14 protein-coding genes are annotated in these 16,730 nt (G+C 50.7%); 10 read left to right on the top strand and 4 right to left on the bottom strand.

The annotated features are described in order from the left end of the window. The 6 genes from creB to ACO0LE_RS04900 all read left to right on the top strand — a co-directional run bounded on the left by creB (nt 1) and on the right by ACO0LE_RS04900 (nt 5,692). Nucleotides 1–702 carry a two-component system response regulator CreB gene (creB, locus tag ACO0LE_RS04925; protein WP_422959307.1) on the top strand — a complete coding sequence of 234 codons (702 nt, stop codon included), beginning with the start codon at nt 1–3 and terminating at the stop codon, nt 700–702. Further along, on the top strand, nt 699–2,123 hold the full coding sequence (gene creC / locus ACO0LE_RS04920) for a two-component system sensor histidine kinase CreC (RefSeq protein WP_422959306.1): 1,425 nt from the start codon (nt 699–701) through the stop codon (nt 2,121–2,123). Before creB ends, creC begins: the two co-directional genes overlap by 4 nt. Nucleotides 2,124–2,756: 633 nt before the next feature. Continuing rightward, on the top strand, nt 2,757–4,148 hold the full coding sequence (gene creD / locus ACO0LE_RS04915) for a cell envelope integrity protein CreD (RefSeq protein ID WP_422959305.1): 1,392 nt from the start codon (nt 2,757–2,759) through the stop codon (nt 4,146–4,148). A 162-nt stretch (nt 4,149–4,310) separates the two neighbouring features. After that, nucleotides 4,311–4,748, top strand: coding sequence for a hypothetical protein (locus ACO0LE_RS04910; RefSeq protein ID WP_422959304.1), 438 nt, complete (start codon nt 4,311–4,313; stop codon nt 4,746–4,748). Between the two features lie 4 nt (nt 4,749–4,752). Next, nucleotides 4,753–5,304 (top strand): metal-dependent hydrolase, encoded by a 552-nt coding sequence (locus ACO0LE_RS04905; RefSeq protein ID WP_422959303.1) that lies wholly within the window; start codon nt 4,753–4,755, stop codon nt 5,302–5,304. Between the two features lie 175 nt (nt 5,305–5,479). Further along, a complete protein-coding gene (locus tag ACO0LE_RS04900) occupies nt 5,480–5,692 on the top strand; it encodes a cold-shock protein (protein ID WP_262837176.1) in 213 nt (70 codons plus the stop codon). A gap of 681 nt (nt 5,693–6,373) precedes the next feature. Here the strand turns inward: ACO0LE_RS04900 and ACO0LE_RS04895 are convergent. After that, nucleotides 6,374–8,044, bottom strand: coding sequence for a long-chain fatty acid--CoA ligase (locus tag ACO0LE_RS04895; RefSeq protein ID WP_422959302.1), 1,671 nt, complete (start codon nt 8,042–8,044; stop codon nt 6,374–6,376). Nucleotides 8,045–8,259: 215 nt separating this feature from the next. Between ACO0LE_RS04895 and ACO0LE_RS04890 the strand changes: the two genes are divergently transcribed. Further along, complete coding sequence (locus ACO0LE_RS04890) at nt 8,260–9,633, top strand: PKD domain-containing protein (protein ID WP_422959301.1); 1,374 nt, start codon at nt 8,260–8,262, stop codon at nt 9,631–9,633. Between the two features lie 55 nt (nt 9,634–9,688). Here the strand turns inward: ACO0LE_RS04890 and ACO0LE_RS04885 are convergent, their stop codons facing one another. Continuing rightward, nucleotides 9,689–10,165, bottom strand: coding sequence for a DUF2721 domain-containing protein (locus ACO0LE_RS04885; protein WP_422959498.1), 477 nt, complete (start codon nt 10,163–10,165; stop codon nt 9,689–9,691). Between the two features lie 334 nt (nt 10,166–10,499). Here ACO0LE_RS04885 and ACO0LE_RS04880 point away from each other — a divergent pair, with 334 nt between their 5' ends. Continuing rightward, complete coding sequence (locus tag ACO0LE_RS04880; RefSeq protein WP_422959300.1) at nt 10,500–12,473, top strand: phosphatase PAP2 family protein; 1,974 nt, start codon at nt 10,500–10,502, stop codon at nt 12,471–12,473. 173 nt (nt 12,474–12,646) lie between these two features. After that, nucleotides 12,647–13,423 carry a 4,5-DOPA dioxygenase extradiol gene (gene ygiD / locus ACO0LE_RS04875; protein ID WP_422959299.1) on the top strand — a complete coding sequence of 259 codons (777 nt, stop codon included), beginning with the start codon at nt 12,647–12,649 and terminating at the stop codon, nt 13,421–13,423. A 182-nt stretch (nt 13,424–13,605) separates the two neighbouring features. Here ygiD and ACO0LE_RS04870 read toward each other — a convergent pair whose 3' ends face one another. Together ACO0LE_RS04870 and ACO0LE_RS04865 are read right to left on the bottom strand one after the other, a co-directional pair. Then, the gene (locus tag ACO0LE_RS04870) at nt 13,606–14,937 is read right to left on the bottom strand and encodes an ATP-binding protein (RefSeq protein WP_422959298.1); all 1,332 of its coding nucleotides are present in this window, start codon (nt 14,935–14,937) and stop codon (nt 13,606–13,608) included. A 14-nt stretch (nt 14,938–14,951) separates the two neighbouring features. Next, entirely contained in the window at nt 14,952–15,680 is a 729-nt protein-coding gene (locus tag ACO0LE_RS04865; RefSeq protein WP_422959297.1) for a response regulator, read from the bottom strand. Between the two features lie 315 nt (nt 15,681–15,995). Here ACO0LE_RS04865 and ACO0LE_RS04860 point away from each other — a divergent pair, with 315 nt between their 5' ends. Then, nucleotides 15,996–16,544, top strand: a complete 549-nt coding sequence (locus ACO0LE_RS04860) for a Spy/CpxP family protein refolding chaperone (protein WP_422959296.1) — start codon at nt 15,996–15,998, stop codon at nt 16,542–16,544. Nucleotides 16,545–16,730: the final 186 nt, after the last annotated feature.

Below are 16,730 nucleotides of genomic sequence, written 5' to 3'. Positions count from 1 at the left end.
ATGTCCAGAACTATTCTTATTGTCGAAGACGAAAAAGCGATTGCCGATACTCTCGCCTATGCCTTAGCTACCGATGGCTTTACACCGCATCATGTGACGCTGGCTCAGGCTGCACTGGATTTTTTGCGTTCACCCGATGTGCAGGCACCAGCATTAATCGTGCTCGACGTCGGGTTGCCGGATATGAATGGTTTTGAGTTATGTCGCCGTCTGCGTCAGTTTTCGTATACACCGGTGATTTTTTTGACAGCGCGCAATGACGAAATTGACCGCATCGTTGGTCTGGAAATCGGTGCTGATGATTATGTAAGTAAGCCATTTTCACCCCGAGAACTGGTAGCGCGCATCCGTGCCGTGTTACGCAGGCTAGAGCCGGTCCAGAGTGCTGCAGCAAATGTAGCGAATGAGAAAAAATCAAGCTTCGAACTGCGTGCCGACGAAGCGCGTATTGCGTATTACGGCCAGATATTGGCGCTGACACGTTACGAATATTTGCTGCTAAAAACCTTCATAGACCGGCCACAGCAATTATTCTCGCGCGCGCAATTGATGGATCTGGTCTGGACTGACGCTAGTGATACGCTGGAGCGTACCGTCGATGCGCACATCAAATCGCTACGTGCCAAATTGCGTCTGATTAATGAGCAGGACGACCCTATTCAGACCCATCGTGGCATGGGATATAGTTTGTCACTCTCATGAAAATCGGACTACGTATACTGCTAGGTTATTTCCTGGTTGTTGGCCTGGCTGCCTGGTTTGTGCTAAATGTCTTTGTCGAAGAAGTGAAGCCCGGTGTCCGCGCCACACTTGAGGACACCCTGGTTGATACCGCTCAGTTATTGGCGCAACTGGTGGCCGAAGATGTCAAGGCTGGCGATTTGCAGCATGCGGCTCTGATCGGCAGACTACAAAACTATGTGCATCGTAGCGTTGATGTCAAAATCAGCGGAGTACAAAAAGCGATTCTGGACTATCGTATCTACATCACTGACATACACGGTATTGTCGTTTTTGATTCGGAAAACAAAGATGTCGGCAAAGATTATTCTCGCTGGAACGACGTCTACCTGACGCTGCAAGGCAAATACGGAGCACGTAGTACACGTAGCGATCCTCTCGACGACAGCTCCACAGTCATGCATGTTGCTGCCCCTATCCTTGATGGCGGCCAGATTATCGGAGCGTTGACCGTCGCAAAACCGATCTCTACCATCACTCCTTTTATTGAACGTAGCCAGCGAAAAATTCTGCGTCGCAGTGGCTGGCTACTGCTCGGTTCTTTGTTGATCGGACTGGGTTTTTCTTTTTGGCTTAGCCATTCTTTACGTCAATTGCAACGTTATGCAAGTAGTGTAGAGAAAGACGAAAAAGTGACGCTACCAAAGCTCGGCAACAACGAGATCGGCACACTTGGCCGCGCGCTCGAATCGATGCGGCACAAGTTAGAGGGTAAGCAATATGTCGAGCAGTTGATGCATACGCTGGCGCACGAACTAAAAAGCCCGATTGCCGCAATACAGGGATCGGCAGAACTGTTAACCGAGGATATGTCCGTCGCCGATCGCCAGCATTTTTTGAGTAATATCATCGAACAAAATCAGCGGCAGAAACAATTGATCGATAAGCTTTTAGCCCTGATCAAAATCGAGAAACAACAAGTGTTAGACAGTATTGTCACCATTGATTTAAACCAGTTATTGGAACAGGTCAAGGCCGACGCAATCAGCCGTCTGACAGAAAAATCACTGCAATTAAAACTGGGTTTGAGCGAGCCAGCGATACAGGTGCAGGGTGATCTCCTGCTATTGAGGCAGGCGGTCGGCAACCTGATTGATAATGCCATCGCATTTTCACCCGCGGGTAGCATGATTGTCCTCATGGTCAGCAGACAAAACAGGACAGGTCAAATCACCGTACTAGATCATGGGGCGGGTATACCGGGTTACGCGATTGAGAGAATATTTGACCGGTTTTATTCGCTGGAAAGACCGGATGCTGCGAAGAGCACGGGCCTGGGTTTGCCATTTGTGCGCGAGGTTGCGTTATTGCATGGCGGGAGTGTGACTGTATCAAACCGGGATGACGGCGGGGTTTGCGCTATGTTCAGTTTGCCGGATTAAATTACTCGGTTTACTTTTAACTCATCGACTAAATGAGCTTTTATGAGTGGCGGAGGTTTGCGTAAAAGAATAACTGCAGGTGGAATCTGGTTGGCTAAAGATCTACATGCATTCGTCATAAAGTGCCATAGCTTTCTTCGTATTGAAGACGCCAGTTTTTTTGCTTTTACAGAATAGCTTATGGACGTCTGCCTATCTTTTTCAGACGGACTGATTGCACCCAACGGTGTAGACGATCGTATGTTCGTTATTGTCTTGACGGATTGCGTTTCAACCAAGAAGCCTTGTTCGGACAAACTGTTGGCAAACGCTCGCATACTTGCTTCAGTGGATGAACTTAGGGAGTATTCCAATGTTATCTTTCCCCCTTTTTTTAGTGCATCTTGTAAGACTTCACCCAAGGGTGGCGCTATCTCAGCCTGTGCATACACAATAGAACTCAGGCTAAACAGTAAAACGCTTGTCAGTAATTTTTTTTGTTTGATTTTGCCTCTGTTGGGGTCGTATTCGATCAAAATTAAGTTAATTGTTAATTATATAACAAAACACTTCGTACAAAAAACTTCACACAAAACGCATCAACACCGCACACAAGTTTTTTACAGTGGCGATTCCTACAATCTGGAGTTGCATATGCAAAAAACTTTATTTTTTAAGACGATGATGATTGGCATTCTTATGTTGCTGATTGGTGTGCCGTTGATGATGATTCAATCGACTATCTCCGAGCGCATGCGGTTTCGTGATGATGCTGTGCGTAGTATTGCGGCGGATTCCGTTAGTGAGCAGACTCTGCTGGGACCGGTACTAGTGTTGCCTTATTCCGAGACCTATGAAGAAGAGGAGCTGGTTGATCAGCTGACTAAGAAAACCGTCACGCGTAAATACACCTTGCAGCACCGGCATTATGTGTATCCGAACCAACTCAGCGTGAATGGCACGATCGATACCGATCATCGTTATCGCGGTATTCATAAGGTATTGACTTACAGCGGCCAGCACAGTATTCACGGCGATTTTGTCTTGCCTGTAATCGACCAGCTGATCAAAGACAAGCCAGCTTCGCAGCTGAATGTAGGAACGCCATTCATTGCGATGGGACTCAGTGATACGCGTGGATTACGAAATTTTCCGCGTATTCAATGGGGTGGAAAATCTTATGAATTTAAACAAGAGAGTAAGTTACGTTCTTTACAAACAGGTCTGCACGCACCACTCGAACCGATGGATTTAAAAGCTGCCAATACAGTCAAATTTAGCTTGGATTTATCGGTTGACGGGATAGAGCGCTTGCACTTCGTACCAATTGCTAAAAACAATCAAATTACTCTGGCGTCCAAATGGCCGCATCCGCAATTCGGCGGACGTTTTTTGCCCTCACCCAAGGATCGTAAGATTGATCAGAACGGTTTCTCTGCAACCTGGGCTATTTCTGCTTTGTCGAGCGGAGCGCAGCAGCAGATGACACGTCGTGAATCAGGTGCGACAACAACACCGGCGACTGATGAGACTATGGCTGCTGTGCAAGCAGTGCCAGGGTTAGATAGTTTTAGTGTCGCTTTTATTGAGCCGATCAATGTGTATTCTCAAGCGGACCGGGCGATTAAATATGGCATGTTGTTTGTCGCCTTAACCTTCGCCGCATTTTTCCTGTTCGAGGTTCTGAAGCAATTACCCATACATCCGATTCAATATCTGCTGGTGGGTCTGGCGCTGTCTTTGTTCTTCTTGTTACTGGTCAGTTTGTCCGAGCATATTCGTTTTATCTTTGCCTATCTGATGGCAAGTGGTGCGTGTATTTTTCTGGTGGGTTTTTACCTCAGCTATGTTTTACAAAGCTGGAAACGTGGCATGGGATTCGGTTGTGCACTGACCCTGTTATACGGCGCTTTGTTTGGTTTGCTGAGCTCTGAAAGTAATGCACTTGTGATGGGCAGTATTTTGCTATTCGCTTTGTTGTCCGCCATCATGGTTATTACGCGCAAAGTAGATTGGTATCAATTGGGGAAAAGCGCGGCGGTCTGATTTACCTCGCCGTATACCGTATATCAACGGTATAGCGATGGAATGTCGATGAAATATTGACTTAATTACTTAACTCGTAGCGTCTATGCGCCTCGCAGCCTGTTTTCACGCCAGCAGGCCCATAGATGCTGCGGTACCCATCTAGAATTTTTTAAAAATCTTATGAAAACCTGGCTTATTTCCTCATTCCGGCGCGCTGCGTGGGCACCGTTCACCGTCTTCGTTTTTTACGCTGTCGCCGCCAAGATATTTAATGTTTATATACGTTTCCCCTGGCTGGATATGCCGACGCATTTTGCTGGCGGTATTGCGATGGCGTATCTTTATCTGATTGTGATTCGCCATGCCCAGATGCTGACTGGTGCGATACCGCTTGTGATTCAAGGATTGCTGTCTGTTGGTTTGACGGCGGTAACCGCGATTCTCTGGGAGTTTTTAGAATATCTGTCGGATATTGCGTTCGGTACGATGATGAATCTTGGTGTTGCAGATACGTTGTCAGATCTCTTTTTTGGTTTGTCCGGTGCTTGCCTGCTTGTCGTTGCCTTGTCCTTTTTTATCTACGGTGAAACAGGCATTCGGTCTGACCGGGAGAACTAAAATCATGCCAACCATCTTGACGCATACCGCAGTGCCGCTGGCATTGGGTATCGGCTTAGGGAGCAAAAAAATTAGCCGGTGCCTGTTAGTTGCCGGGATAGCCGCTGCGATTTTGCCCGATTTCGACGTTGTGGGTTTTCGCTTGCATATTGCGTATGGAGACCTGTTCGGGCATCGCGGTTTCACGCATTCCATGTTATGTGCCTTTTGCATCGCTTTAATTGCGACGACCTTTGCTCGGACCCTGCACAGCGGACGCCTGAGCACATTGTGTTTTGTCGGTATTTGCACACTGTCACATGGCTTGCTCGATATGCTCACGAATGGGGGACTGGGTGTCGCTTTGTGGTCGCCGTTTTTGAATGACCGATTATTTTCAGCCTGGCGCGTGATCGAGGTATCTCCAATCGGGCTCCGCCGTATCATGAGCGGTCGCGGTGTTGAGGTGATCTATTCAGAATTGTGCTGGGTGTGGTTACCTGCTTCGCTTATTTGTCTGTGCCTGATATTTTGTCGCCGGATAAATAAAATGATGTCTGAAAATATAATTAGGTGATTAAGAAGTAAACGTGTATATTCCGTCTCGTACTTGCATCAAGTTGTCATATTGTTGGTCCCAATTCTGCATGGCTGTTCTTCTAGTCGTTCTGTTTTACTTCCTCCGGTTTCATCTCTTGGTTTCAAGTGCCTCTCAGGCAAGCTAGCCTATATTTAAAATAAAAGGAAATAACATGAGCACGCAAACAGGCATAGTCAAATGGTTCAATGATGCTAAGGGCTTCGGCTTTATCACACCAGATGCAGGTGGTCCGGATTTATTCGCCCACTTTCAAGACATCCAGTCTTCCGGCTTTAAGAGTCTGTCCGAAAATCAACGCGTTTCCTACGAAGCTGCTGTTGGTCCTAAAGGCGACAAAGCTGGCAATATTCAAATTCTTTCTTAATTAATGGCAGCGGCGATCACTGGTCGCCGGGCAGCAGATTAAGTAGTCGTCTTGCCGTGGTCATTTTTAATCAGTAATACCGGCCGCTGGCACTATGCAGATAGCATGGGCTGGCGGTGAAAAAAAATGGTCACAGCAAGACAAAGATTTCACGAGTTAGAACAAGATCGTAAGCTTGATTTCTAATGCGCAGAGGAATTCTTACCGGCCAGTAGCACCACGCAGATAGCATGGGTTATTGGGAAATGGTTTAGTTCTTCAGTGAGTTGTCACCGCAGCGAAAATTCGTGCTGGCATGATGTCAGCGCTGATTTTCAAACGTGCATCAATTCTAACCGGCCGTGCCAGTGAACTATCAGTGGCTCCGGAAAATGGTTTAGTTGATTTGTGAAATAAAAACATTCGTTCTACCGTCAAGATATTCGCAAGGATATGGATAAGCAGTAAAAAGCGACTCAATCCGTTAATGGCACCGCGCAGATAGCACGGGTTGTTGACCTGGCCAGTGGCACCACGCAGATAGCATGGGTTGCTGGTGAGTCGTTGCAATGAATGGTAAGCCCGCTTTTTGCGGGCTTTTTGCGTTTTTAGACTGAATACAATTGAAGCGTAACGACGCGGCAAGTGAATTAAAAAGGGATGCAAGAAGCAAAGCAAAAACCAAGTTGTGAATTGCCAAGACTATTTTGCGGCTTCTTTTTCTTGCAGCGAGCGCCACATGACTTTGCCGGTACCTGACTTAGGCAGACTGTCGACGAATTCTACAAACTTCGGCACTTTATATGCGGCCATTTTTTCATGCGCCCAAGTCATGATGTCCTCAGCGCTGACGTCGACACCGGGTTTTTTGACGACGACTGCTTTGACGGTTTCACCGCGATAGGCGTCTCGGGCGGCGATGATGCAGCACTCTTGTATCGCCGTGTGCTGATACATCATGGATTCAACTTCGGCTGGCCAGACTTTAAAGCCGCTGGCATTGATCATGCGTTTAAGCCGGTCGGTAAAAAAGAAGAAACCTTCTTCATCCATATAACCTAAATCACCGCTGCGGAAGAAGCGCTTGCCATCGAGGTCGGCAAACGATTCTTTGGTTTTTTGCGGGTCATTCCAATAGCCCTGAAAGACATGCGGGCCGTTGATCCAGATTTCGCCGGTCTCACCCTGTTTTACTTCTTGCAGCGTCGTCGGATCGACGATCCGTGAGTCTGTGTTGAAGTGTGGAATTCCCAGGCACTGTTGTTTCATGCGTTGCGGCGGATTCAGGTGGGATGGTGCCATCGTCTCTGACAAACCATAACCTTCCATATAGGTTTGACCCGATAGCTCCAGCAGCTTTTGTGCGATAGCCGCTGGCATTGCTGCACCGCCGCCTGAGACCCGGTTCAGACCGGAAATATCGTATTCGGCGAGTCTCGGATTCGACAGGAAGTCGATCATCATCGACGGTACCAGCGTCCAGTTGGTTACCTTGTAGCGCGTGATGAGTTGGCCCGCAATATCGCGATCCCAGCGCGGCAGTATGACCAGCGCACCACCGCAAAAGATCATGCTGTTCATTACCGATTGCATACCGGTGACATGAAAGAACGGCAGCACGGCGAGGGCAACATGGGTCGGTACGATAGAGCCAGACCAGACCGGACTGGCCGCAATATTAAACATCACCGAGCGATGCGTGTGGATGCAACCTTTTGGCTTGCCGGTCGTGCCTGAGGTGTATGGCATACACGCCAGATCATCGGGTGTCGCCAGATGCGGGCCAACTTGATGCTCTGCCTGGCTGCCTTGCGCAATCGCGTCTTTCCATGTGGTGACACCTGTTTGCACCGCTACATCACGCGGCGCGCGGACAAAGTCCGGTACCGTCAGTGTGGTGTCTGTGGTCAGGTGGTCGGAGTAAGTGGCGACGATCGCATGTTTTAACTCCGTGCTGCCAACCAATGGTTGCAGGCGGGAGAAAATTTCTTGTGACGCAATCGCGACTTTCGCACCGCTATCGTCGATGTAATGAGCGAGTTCATCGGTCATCAGCATAGGATTGACTGGCACCACCATTGCATCGGCGCGCATGATCGCGTAATACGCGATGATGAACTGAGGTGAGTTCTGCATATCAAGCAAGACGCGGTCGCCGCGTTGCACGCCACAGGTTTTTTGCAGATAGCCTGCCAGAGCCAGCACTTCTGCATGTAACTGGGCATACGTCAGTACACTGTCATAAAAAATAATCGCAGGTTTGTCTGGATAGCGCAGGGCAGCAATGTGCAGATTGGTATAGACGCTGGTTTCCGGTGCGATCAGATGATATGGCAGACCAGGTGGCCAGTGCGCATAGTGCTTGGTGTTCATGTCTTGTCTCCGTTGGGATGTTGCTTTTAGAGTGCTGCCCCTAAGTCCCATTTTGGCACGAGCGTTCGTAAATTACAACGACGTATTGATATCGCTCCGGATGGCTGGCCGGAATGTAAAAAATCTTGGCCAGGCGGACGCCGGGTTTAACTACGTGTCGATTAAAGTTACAATGAAATAGCTAACAAGCAGCAACCTTTTCAGACGGAGTCTATGTGGTGTCAGTTTTTTTCCGAATTTTCGCGCTCGTTTTATTGACCAGTGTCGCTGCATGTGGTGGCGGCTCCTCAGGTTCTGGCGGCGGCGCGAGCAGTTCGCCGATTGCGATTGCATTTGCCGGCCCTGCTTCTGTGAGTACCGGCGATCCTCTGACTTTTACCGCCAGCGTCAGCAGCAGTGCGGCAGCGATCAGCTCGGTGACCTGGCGTATAGAAGCCCTGACACTGGATGCCGCAGCCTTAGCCGCCTCATCCAATACCGATTGCAAAGTCGCGACCAAAAGCACCACTGGCAGCGACTGGAGCTGCGTCGTCAGCCTGACCCCGCCCGCTAAACTGACCGCAGATTACACCTACAAACTCACCGTCACGGTGGTAGATGCAAAAAATAATTCAACGTCCAGCAGCACGAACCTGGTCGTACTGAAAGAAGCCTCAATCACGCTCAATCCGGCTGTCAAGGTCGCGGCGAATTCAGAAGTAACCTCGGGCAGTAAGGCAACACTCAGCTGCAGCGGCAGTGGTGGCACAACAAATACCGGTGTCTACGCGTATCAATGGGTAATCAGCGATGCGGCGAATCTGACTCTGAAAATCACGTCTGCAAGCAGCGCCGTAACCGACTTTACAGCACCTATCGTGACGACGCCAACGGTGGTCAAGTTTGAGTGCCGCGTTACTGATGATAAGCCGAGAACCGGTACCGCCATTCAGACGCTTACGATTAATCCCGTCATCAAGCCGACCATCGTGCCGATTTCGTATAGCGGCGGCGTAGCGCAAGCAGGTGCTGCCGTATCACTGGATGGCAGCAAAACCATGCGGTTTGATGTGAATGGCAATCAAGTCACGACTGGCGCGATTTATTACTTATGGACGCAAAAATCAGGGCCTGCTGTCAGCATTGTCAACGCGAACAGTGCGATTGCTACGGTTGCCTTACCTAGTGATATCGTGACCAAGACTACCTTCCTGTTCACCTTGAACGTATCGAACGCTCCTATCGACGCCAGCGGCAACTCGACTGAGCCGGTACAACAGGTGGATGTTGTGTATTTTGTCGACAGTCTGCCGCCATTGTCGATTACTTCGTATGTACCAACGCAGACCGTGGCTTCCGGGAACAATGTCACGCTGACGGCGGCTACACCATCCGCTGCGACGGGACATACGGTGTATTACAGCTGGACCCAGATCTCAGGACCTAGCGTCGTGCTGGCGAGTGCAAGTTCCAGCAATGCAGGTTTTATTGCCCCGACGGTGACCTCGAAGACCTTGTTGGTATTTCGTGTCAGTGCGAGTTATCAGCCAATTACGACGGCAAACCCTGGCTCAGTGTCTACGGATGTGTTGGTGCAGGTGACGCCGTAATGCAGCTACGCATCATCTGAATGCTGTTTTGATTATTTTTAACTCTGAGCGGACTCTAGTTTTTTCTCAGCGAATCGGGGTGGTTTCTTAATCCCAGTTCGCGTTGTCTGGACAATGTTCTGGTGGCCACAAAAATTTCGCGCAGAAAATAGACAAAGCTGCCGATCAACGCGAGAATGCCGCCGACAAACAGAGCGGCAATCAGCTTATCCAGACGCAGATCCGTCGCATCTCCCATAAACAAGGTCGCAATGACCAGACAGATCAGCAGACCGCACGCGGTACTCAGCGTGATCGCACGGTTGATCAGGTGAGAACGTTCATAGAGTTCATTCAGTTCTTCACGTAGGCCCGGTTTGTCGATGGCGCTAGCATCGGCTTGAAAGACATCTTCCAGCCGGCGCGAGCGGTCGATAATCCGTGCCAGACGATTCGTCAATACAGTGAGATTGGTACCGACACCAGTAAGTAAAAATACCGGCGCAATCGCGAGCTGAATAATATGGCTGACATCGCCTAGTTGTAAGTTGATCACAGTGATTCCGTGTAGAGGTAAAGGCGGTTGAAGACGATGCGTAATTTTAGCAGCCTTGAGTTTGCATCGTGCTTTTGCTGAGCCAGAAGGCAAAAAATGCTGACATTGCGTGAATAAGGTGTCTAACTCGCGCAGCTACAAATGGCACAAACAGCATAAACAACATAAACCGTAGGACAGCATTGATACCACTAATAGCTAACGTCATTCATCGAATGACCAGTAAGCCCGTCATGAGTCTGTAACATCGTACAACTAAGATACCTCTTCCCTAAGACCTGTTGGCCAATTGCAACTAATGGCAACTAATAGCAACCAAAGAGGTATTCTTATGCAAGACAGATTCACTCCCCGACAACTCCCGCCAGGATCTCTGACTTCTCTGGTATTGGCGATCAGCACTGCGCTGGCGCTGGCTGGCTGCGGTGGCAGTGCAAATCAGGCGGAAGTTTCGCTGACGATTCCAGCCGCGCCGCTTGATCAGGGTTTTGTGGATACGGCACCCGTCGCTGCATCGGTACCGGCTTTTGTTGACAATGTTGCGAGCAATCAGCGTGGCGATGCGCGTTATGCGACACTCAGCACCAATGCCGGGGTGCGTGTATTGGCCGGTTTTAAAGATATCTGGCAACCCCTGACCGAGATTGTCGATGCTGGTGTCACGGCTCCAGCGGTCGGAAGTTTTCCTGCTGTCGTGCCTTCAGTCTGGACAGGTTTGCCAAATGATGGCACCGCGGGCGGCACGATACTCAATACGTCCGTCCATAATGCGAATATCCAATACGTTGTCGCAGCAACGCTTGCGCGCACTCCGGCGCAAGAGACAGCGGCCTATCTGGATGACCGTCGTGGCAAGGGATATAGCGTGACCGATGGCATGGGACCGCTGACAAGCGCCTGGCGCGCAGCCGCACAGCAGACCACCAGTATTACCGCAATTGCGGCAGATGCCACCAGCGTGTTGTATAACGACAGCGGCAACAACACTGGTGTTGGCGGCAGTGTCAATGCGACATTTGGTAACGTAGTCGACTTCGTCAATTTGATGAGCACCAATGGCTCAACCGAACCAGCCAAGCGTTTTTATAAATACGCCCGCCCTTATCGCTGGAGTAACAACGTTGTCGTTATCCCCGCTCTGGTGCCAGCAAAAAGCGCTACCCCAGCCACTGATGGCGGTTTTACCAGTGGTCATGCGGCGGAAGCCACACGCGATACCGTCGCAATGGCCTACGCCGTTCCAGAGCGTTTTCAGGAAATTCTGACCCGTGGTCTGGAGTTGGGTGAAAACCGCATTCTGGCTGGCATGCACTCACCGCTGGATGTTATTAGTGGCCGCATACAGGGACAGGCCGTTGTTGCCGCCAATCTGTTTGATTCTGCTAATGCGGCAAAAAAAGGTGCGGCAGTCGCGCAGGCACATAGCACCCTGATCGCACAGACCGGCACTAGCGCCGATACGTTTAATGCTTTTGCGCATTCCGCTAGCTTGGCCAATGATCGCTTTGCCGATTATGCGACTAATAAGGCAAATTATCTGCGTCGCATGACCTATGGTTTTGCACCGGTTGGAGCCACTACGGCACCTGCTGTTGTACCGAAAGGTGCGGAGGTCTTGCTGGAAACCCGACTGCCTTATCTGAGCGATGCGCAGCGTCGTGTGGTGTTGAAAACAACCGCGATTACATCGGGCTATCCGGTGATGGACGATGCCGAGGGCTGGGGGCGACTGAATTTATTTGCGGCGGCTGATGGCTACGGCACGTTCACCGGCAATGTGGTGGTGCTGATGGATGCAAGCCAGGGTGGCTTTAATGCAGCGGATAGCTGGCGCAACGATATCTCCGGCACGGGCAAATTGATCAAGCAAGGTAGCGGCGTCTTAAAACTGACAGGTAATAATAGCTGGTCCGGTGGAACAGAACTGACGGCTGGCGTGCTGCAGGCCGATGCGACGTCGGCCTTAGGTAAGGGCGATGTGTATGTCAGCGGCGGTACGCTGATCAGTAACGCGGCGGCTGCGGTAACCATTACCGGCAAATACACGCAACTGAGCGGTTCAAGTCTGGAGCTGAATGTAGGTAGTGCCCAGCAAGGCAGACTGACGGCTAGCGGCCTGGTCACGATTGCCGGTGGCACGTTGCATATCAAATTCCAAAGCGGGTATAAGCCAGCGGCGGGCGATACGTTAACGATCATTAATGCCGCAAGTTTTAAAGGCAAATTCACCAGCGTCGTCGTGGACGGTTTTACGGCAACACCGGTCTATACCGACACCGGAATGCAAGTACGTCTGGGAACTTAACAAGATCTGCAAACTCATTTCGCCACATCATTGCATCGCGGCGAAATGAGTGCTGATTTGCGCAAGCTCAACTAACCGCGAAGCGCTTGTCGTATCTTTGGGCTGTGATGCACACATTTGCGCAAAATCCGACATACTCCTGACTATCTGCACTCTCTCAGGGGAAATACATCATGGCTGAAACCATCCGCATGCCCGCCATCTTCTTTGGTCACGGCAGTCCAATGAATGCGCTGGAAGATAATCGCTACACCAAGGCTTGGCTTGGCTTTGCCGAGCGCTTCCCGCGACCGCAAGCGATTCTGGTGATTTCGGCGCACTGGACCACTTATGGCATCGGCGTGACGGCGATGGCGGCGCCGACGACGATCCATGATTTTGGCGGGTTCCCGCAAGCTTTGTTTGACATGCAGTATCCGGCACCCGGAGATCCTGCGCTGGCAGCTAAAATTGCGGATCATTTGGCGCCTCTGCCCGTGCAGCTTGATCAGCAATGGGGACTTGATCATGGCACCTGGTCGGTGCTGGTCAAGGCGTATCCGGCTGCCGATATTCCTGTGCTGCAGCTGAGTCTGGATATGAATCAGCCTGGGGCCTTTCATTTTGAACTGGGTAAAAAACTCGCGGCTTTACGCGAACAAGGCGTCATGCTGATCGGCAGCGGCAATGTCGTGCACAATCTGCGTCGCATGGATCCGCGTTCAAGCGGATATGACTGGGCAATACGGTTTAACGACGCGATGCGTCAGGCGATGCTGGACGGGGATTTTGATCAGGTCGTGAATTATCAGACACTGGGTCAGGATGCGAGTTTGTCGGTGCCTACATCGGAACATTTTTTACCGCTGCTGTATGTGCTGGGTGCTAAATCTGCTGATGACAAACTTGAGATCGCAACCGAGGGGATGGAGCTTGGCGCGATTAGCATGATGTCGGTTCTGGTGTCCTGAGTCGGGAGATGTATTAGTAAAAACCGGATACTCCCCTTTTTGTATGGTAAAACATGCCTTAATCCGCACTGTTTATAAGCTGATACTATAAATACTAGATGGGAGTATTCAGTATTTTAGTATTTTTACCTGTCACATTATGTTTTAAGCTGCGTATGTAGAATGGCTAAATTGCGTAATTGTTATAGCGCTGGCTTCGCCGGTAGTATCAGTTGTACTTCCAGTCCGCCTTCGCGCAGATTTTTTAGTTGCACGCTGCCGCCATGTTGCTGGGCGATATTTTGTGCAATCGTCAGACCAAGACCGGTACCGCCGGTATCACGTGAGCGCGATGTCTCGGTGCGATAAAACGGCTCAAACACTTTTTCTAACTGATCCTCGGGAATGCCGTTGCCACCGTCGCGTATCAGTACGTGCATGAGTTTTTTACCGGCCTCATTGCTGGTCTCTAAACTCACTTTGGCGAATTGACCGTATTTCACGGCATTGTCGATCAGGTTGGTCAGACAGCGGCGAAGAGCTTGTGGTCGCGCCATGACGGTAATGCCGGATTTGCCGAAAAAGCTCACGTCCTGTCCCGCATCTGCGGCGTCGCTACAGACGCTGTCGAGCAGTGAGTCAAGATCCATCGGACGCAGCGCTTCATTGCTGTCCATGCTGCGCGCCAGATCCAGTCCTTCTTTGACCATGGTTTGCATGGCCGATAAATCGCCGATCAGCTTATCGCGCAATTCGGTGTCGCCGACTTTTTCCAGACGCAGACGCAAGCGGGTCAGCGGGGTTTGTAAATCGTGCGTGATCGCCGCCAGCATATGCGTGCGCTGCTGAATGTGCTGGCGTATCCGCGATTGCATCGAATTAAAAGCTCTGGTCGCCTGCAAAATTTCAGTCGTGCCATCTTCAGGCAAAGCAGGACGGTTGATGTCGTTACCCAGATCGGTGGCGGCCTGCGCCAGCTGTTTTAAAGGCCGTATCGTCATCCGCGATACCAGATAGGCCAGCACGGCAATACTCAGCAGGAACAGCAGCAAGTACAACACGAAATCTGGCCGTAACGGCGGCAAAGGACCGCGTGGCGGCAATACTGTCAGGCGCAGAGCGGTGCCATCATGCAGAGTAATGCCGAGTTCTTCACAGGGCCCGCGGGTGGTGCGCGCTTCCGCTGGCAGATTGGTGCATCCTTCTGAATTTGGCGGCAAAGACAACACGCGAAAAGTTTTGCCCAGCCGTTCGCTCAGTGCCGCTGCATAGGCCGAACGCGGGGCTTCGGTCGAGCTCGTTATCGGTAAATTTGTCACGCGCAAACCCAGCCGCGGTGCCGTCGTCAGGAATGCTTCACGGCTGGCTTCGGGCAAGGCATCCATCGCTAGCACCAGTTGTTCGGCACGTTCTACCGCACGTGAATCGCGAAACTGCTCGATCGTCTTTTGCCGTTCGCCGAACGCCAGCCACCAGGTCAATACCGTGGAACTGACGACACCGAGCAGAAGTATGCCGAAAATGCGGCTAGACATCGATTTCATGATCTTCATGCGCCGTGTTCCGCCGTTACAGTGACGGATAAGACATAGCCGCCGTTACGCACGGTTTTAATGATCTGTGGCGAACGTGCATCCTCTCGCAGCTTCTGGCGCAGACGGCTGATCTGAATATCGATCGAGCGGTCAAACGGATCCGCATCGCGGCCATGCGTCATGTTCAGCAACTGATCGCGGTTCAGAATCCGGTTCGGATGATCAAGGAAAATAGTCAGCATACGGAATTCCGCACCCGACAAAGCGATCACCATATCATCGGGACTAATCAGATGGCGTGCGGTCAGGTCGAGTGTCCAGTCGGCAAATTTCAGTCGCTGAATCTGTTCACCATTACTGCCTAGCGTCGCAGATTGGGTCCGGCGCAATACGCTGCGTATGCGTGCCAGTAATTCTCGTGGCTCAAAAGGTTTTGGCAGATAGTCGTCGGCCCCCATTTCCAGACCCAGAATCCGGTCCAGCGGCTCGCTGCGGGCGGTCAGCATGATCACCGGCATACTCGACTTGGCACGCAGGTTGCGGCACAGAGTCAGTCCGTCGTCGCCAGGCAGGTTCAGGTCGAGTACTACCAGATCGATCTGATTGCTATCCAGCGCAGCCCACATGGCGTTGCCATCGGCTGCCATCATGGTGCTGTAACCATGTCCGTCCAGATAATCCGCTAGCAGGCTGCGGATGTCACGATCGTCATCAACGATCAAAATTTTGCTTGAAGTATCCATGGTTCTTATTATGACCGTCTGAAGTTAGCGTAGAAATGGATTTTGTATCGACTTGTTATGATAAACCCTTGTGGAAACAATGCGAAACACGCGGGTCGCATATTCACCGGAGTTGTTACAGTGCGATACAAAGCAAGTAGGTACCGACACTTGCCGGTTACATCATTGATCCAACATACGTTTCATGTGCAGGGCACATAAAGTTTGCGATGAACACCAGAGCGCGTTATTGCTAAAAAAGCTCACCCTATTCAATGGCAAACTTTGACACCAATGCATCGATACCCATGCATCCAATTACCACGTGAGGAAATAATGAAAACAATGAAAAAACCACTGATGCTCGCTTTGACGGCGATCTCCCTGAGTATGACCAGCGCTGTATTTGCACAGTCTGCCCCATCTGCCCCGCCGCCACCACCTATGCATGATAAAGGCGGCATGGATCACGCCAAGTGGGGCGAAAAAATGCAAGAGCGTATGGCCAAGCATCAGGCAGAACTGCATGACAAGCTGAAACTCAGCGCAGCGCAAGAACCTGCCTGGAAAACGTTTATTGACGCGGTCAAACCACCGGCAGGCACGCCGCCAATGCGTCCAGATCCTAAAGAGATGGACAAGCTAAGCACACCGGAGCGTATGGAAAAAATGCTGGGCATGATGAAGGATCGTCAGACCAAAGCCGAAGCGCATCTGGCGGCATTGAAAACTTTTTACGGCGCACTGACTCCGGAACAGAAAAAAACTTTCGACGAAAGCCATCGTCACATGCGTCACCCCATGGGCGGCGAGATGGAGCATGGTATGCGTCGTCCCATGGGACATGACGGTAAACCGGATCAGCCGATGATGGACAAAAAATAAGCAAGAATCGCTGGCAAGCATGCCAGCAAACCTTGTCAGCAAAGATTGTCAGTGCTAGTGTTGAATGTCACTCATTATCGTCATTCATCAACGGTAGTCATCAACTCTACCCATAAGCTCGCTACTAGCCGCTGAAAAAAAACTCCACCAGACTGCCGCATGCGGTGTTTTGGTGGAGTTTTTATT

It is taken from the genome of Undibacterium sp. Xuan67W, from assembly GCF_049340165.1.
Classification (GTDB): Bacteria; Pseudomonadota; Gammaproteobacteria; order Burkholderiales; family Burkholderiaceae_D; genus Undibacterium.
Note: the sequence above shows the minus strand (reverse complement) of the source record. Positions and strands in the feature narration are given on the sequence as shown.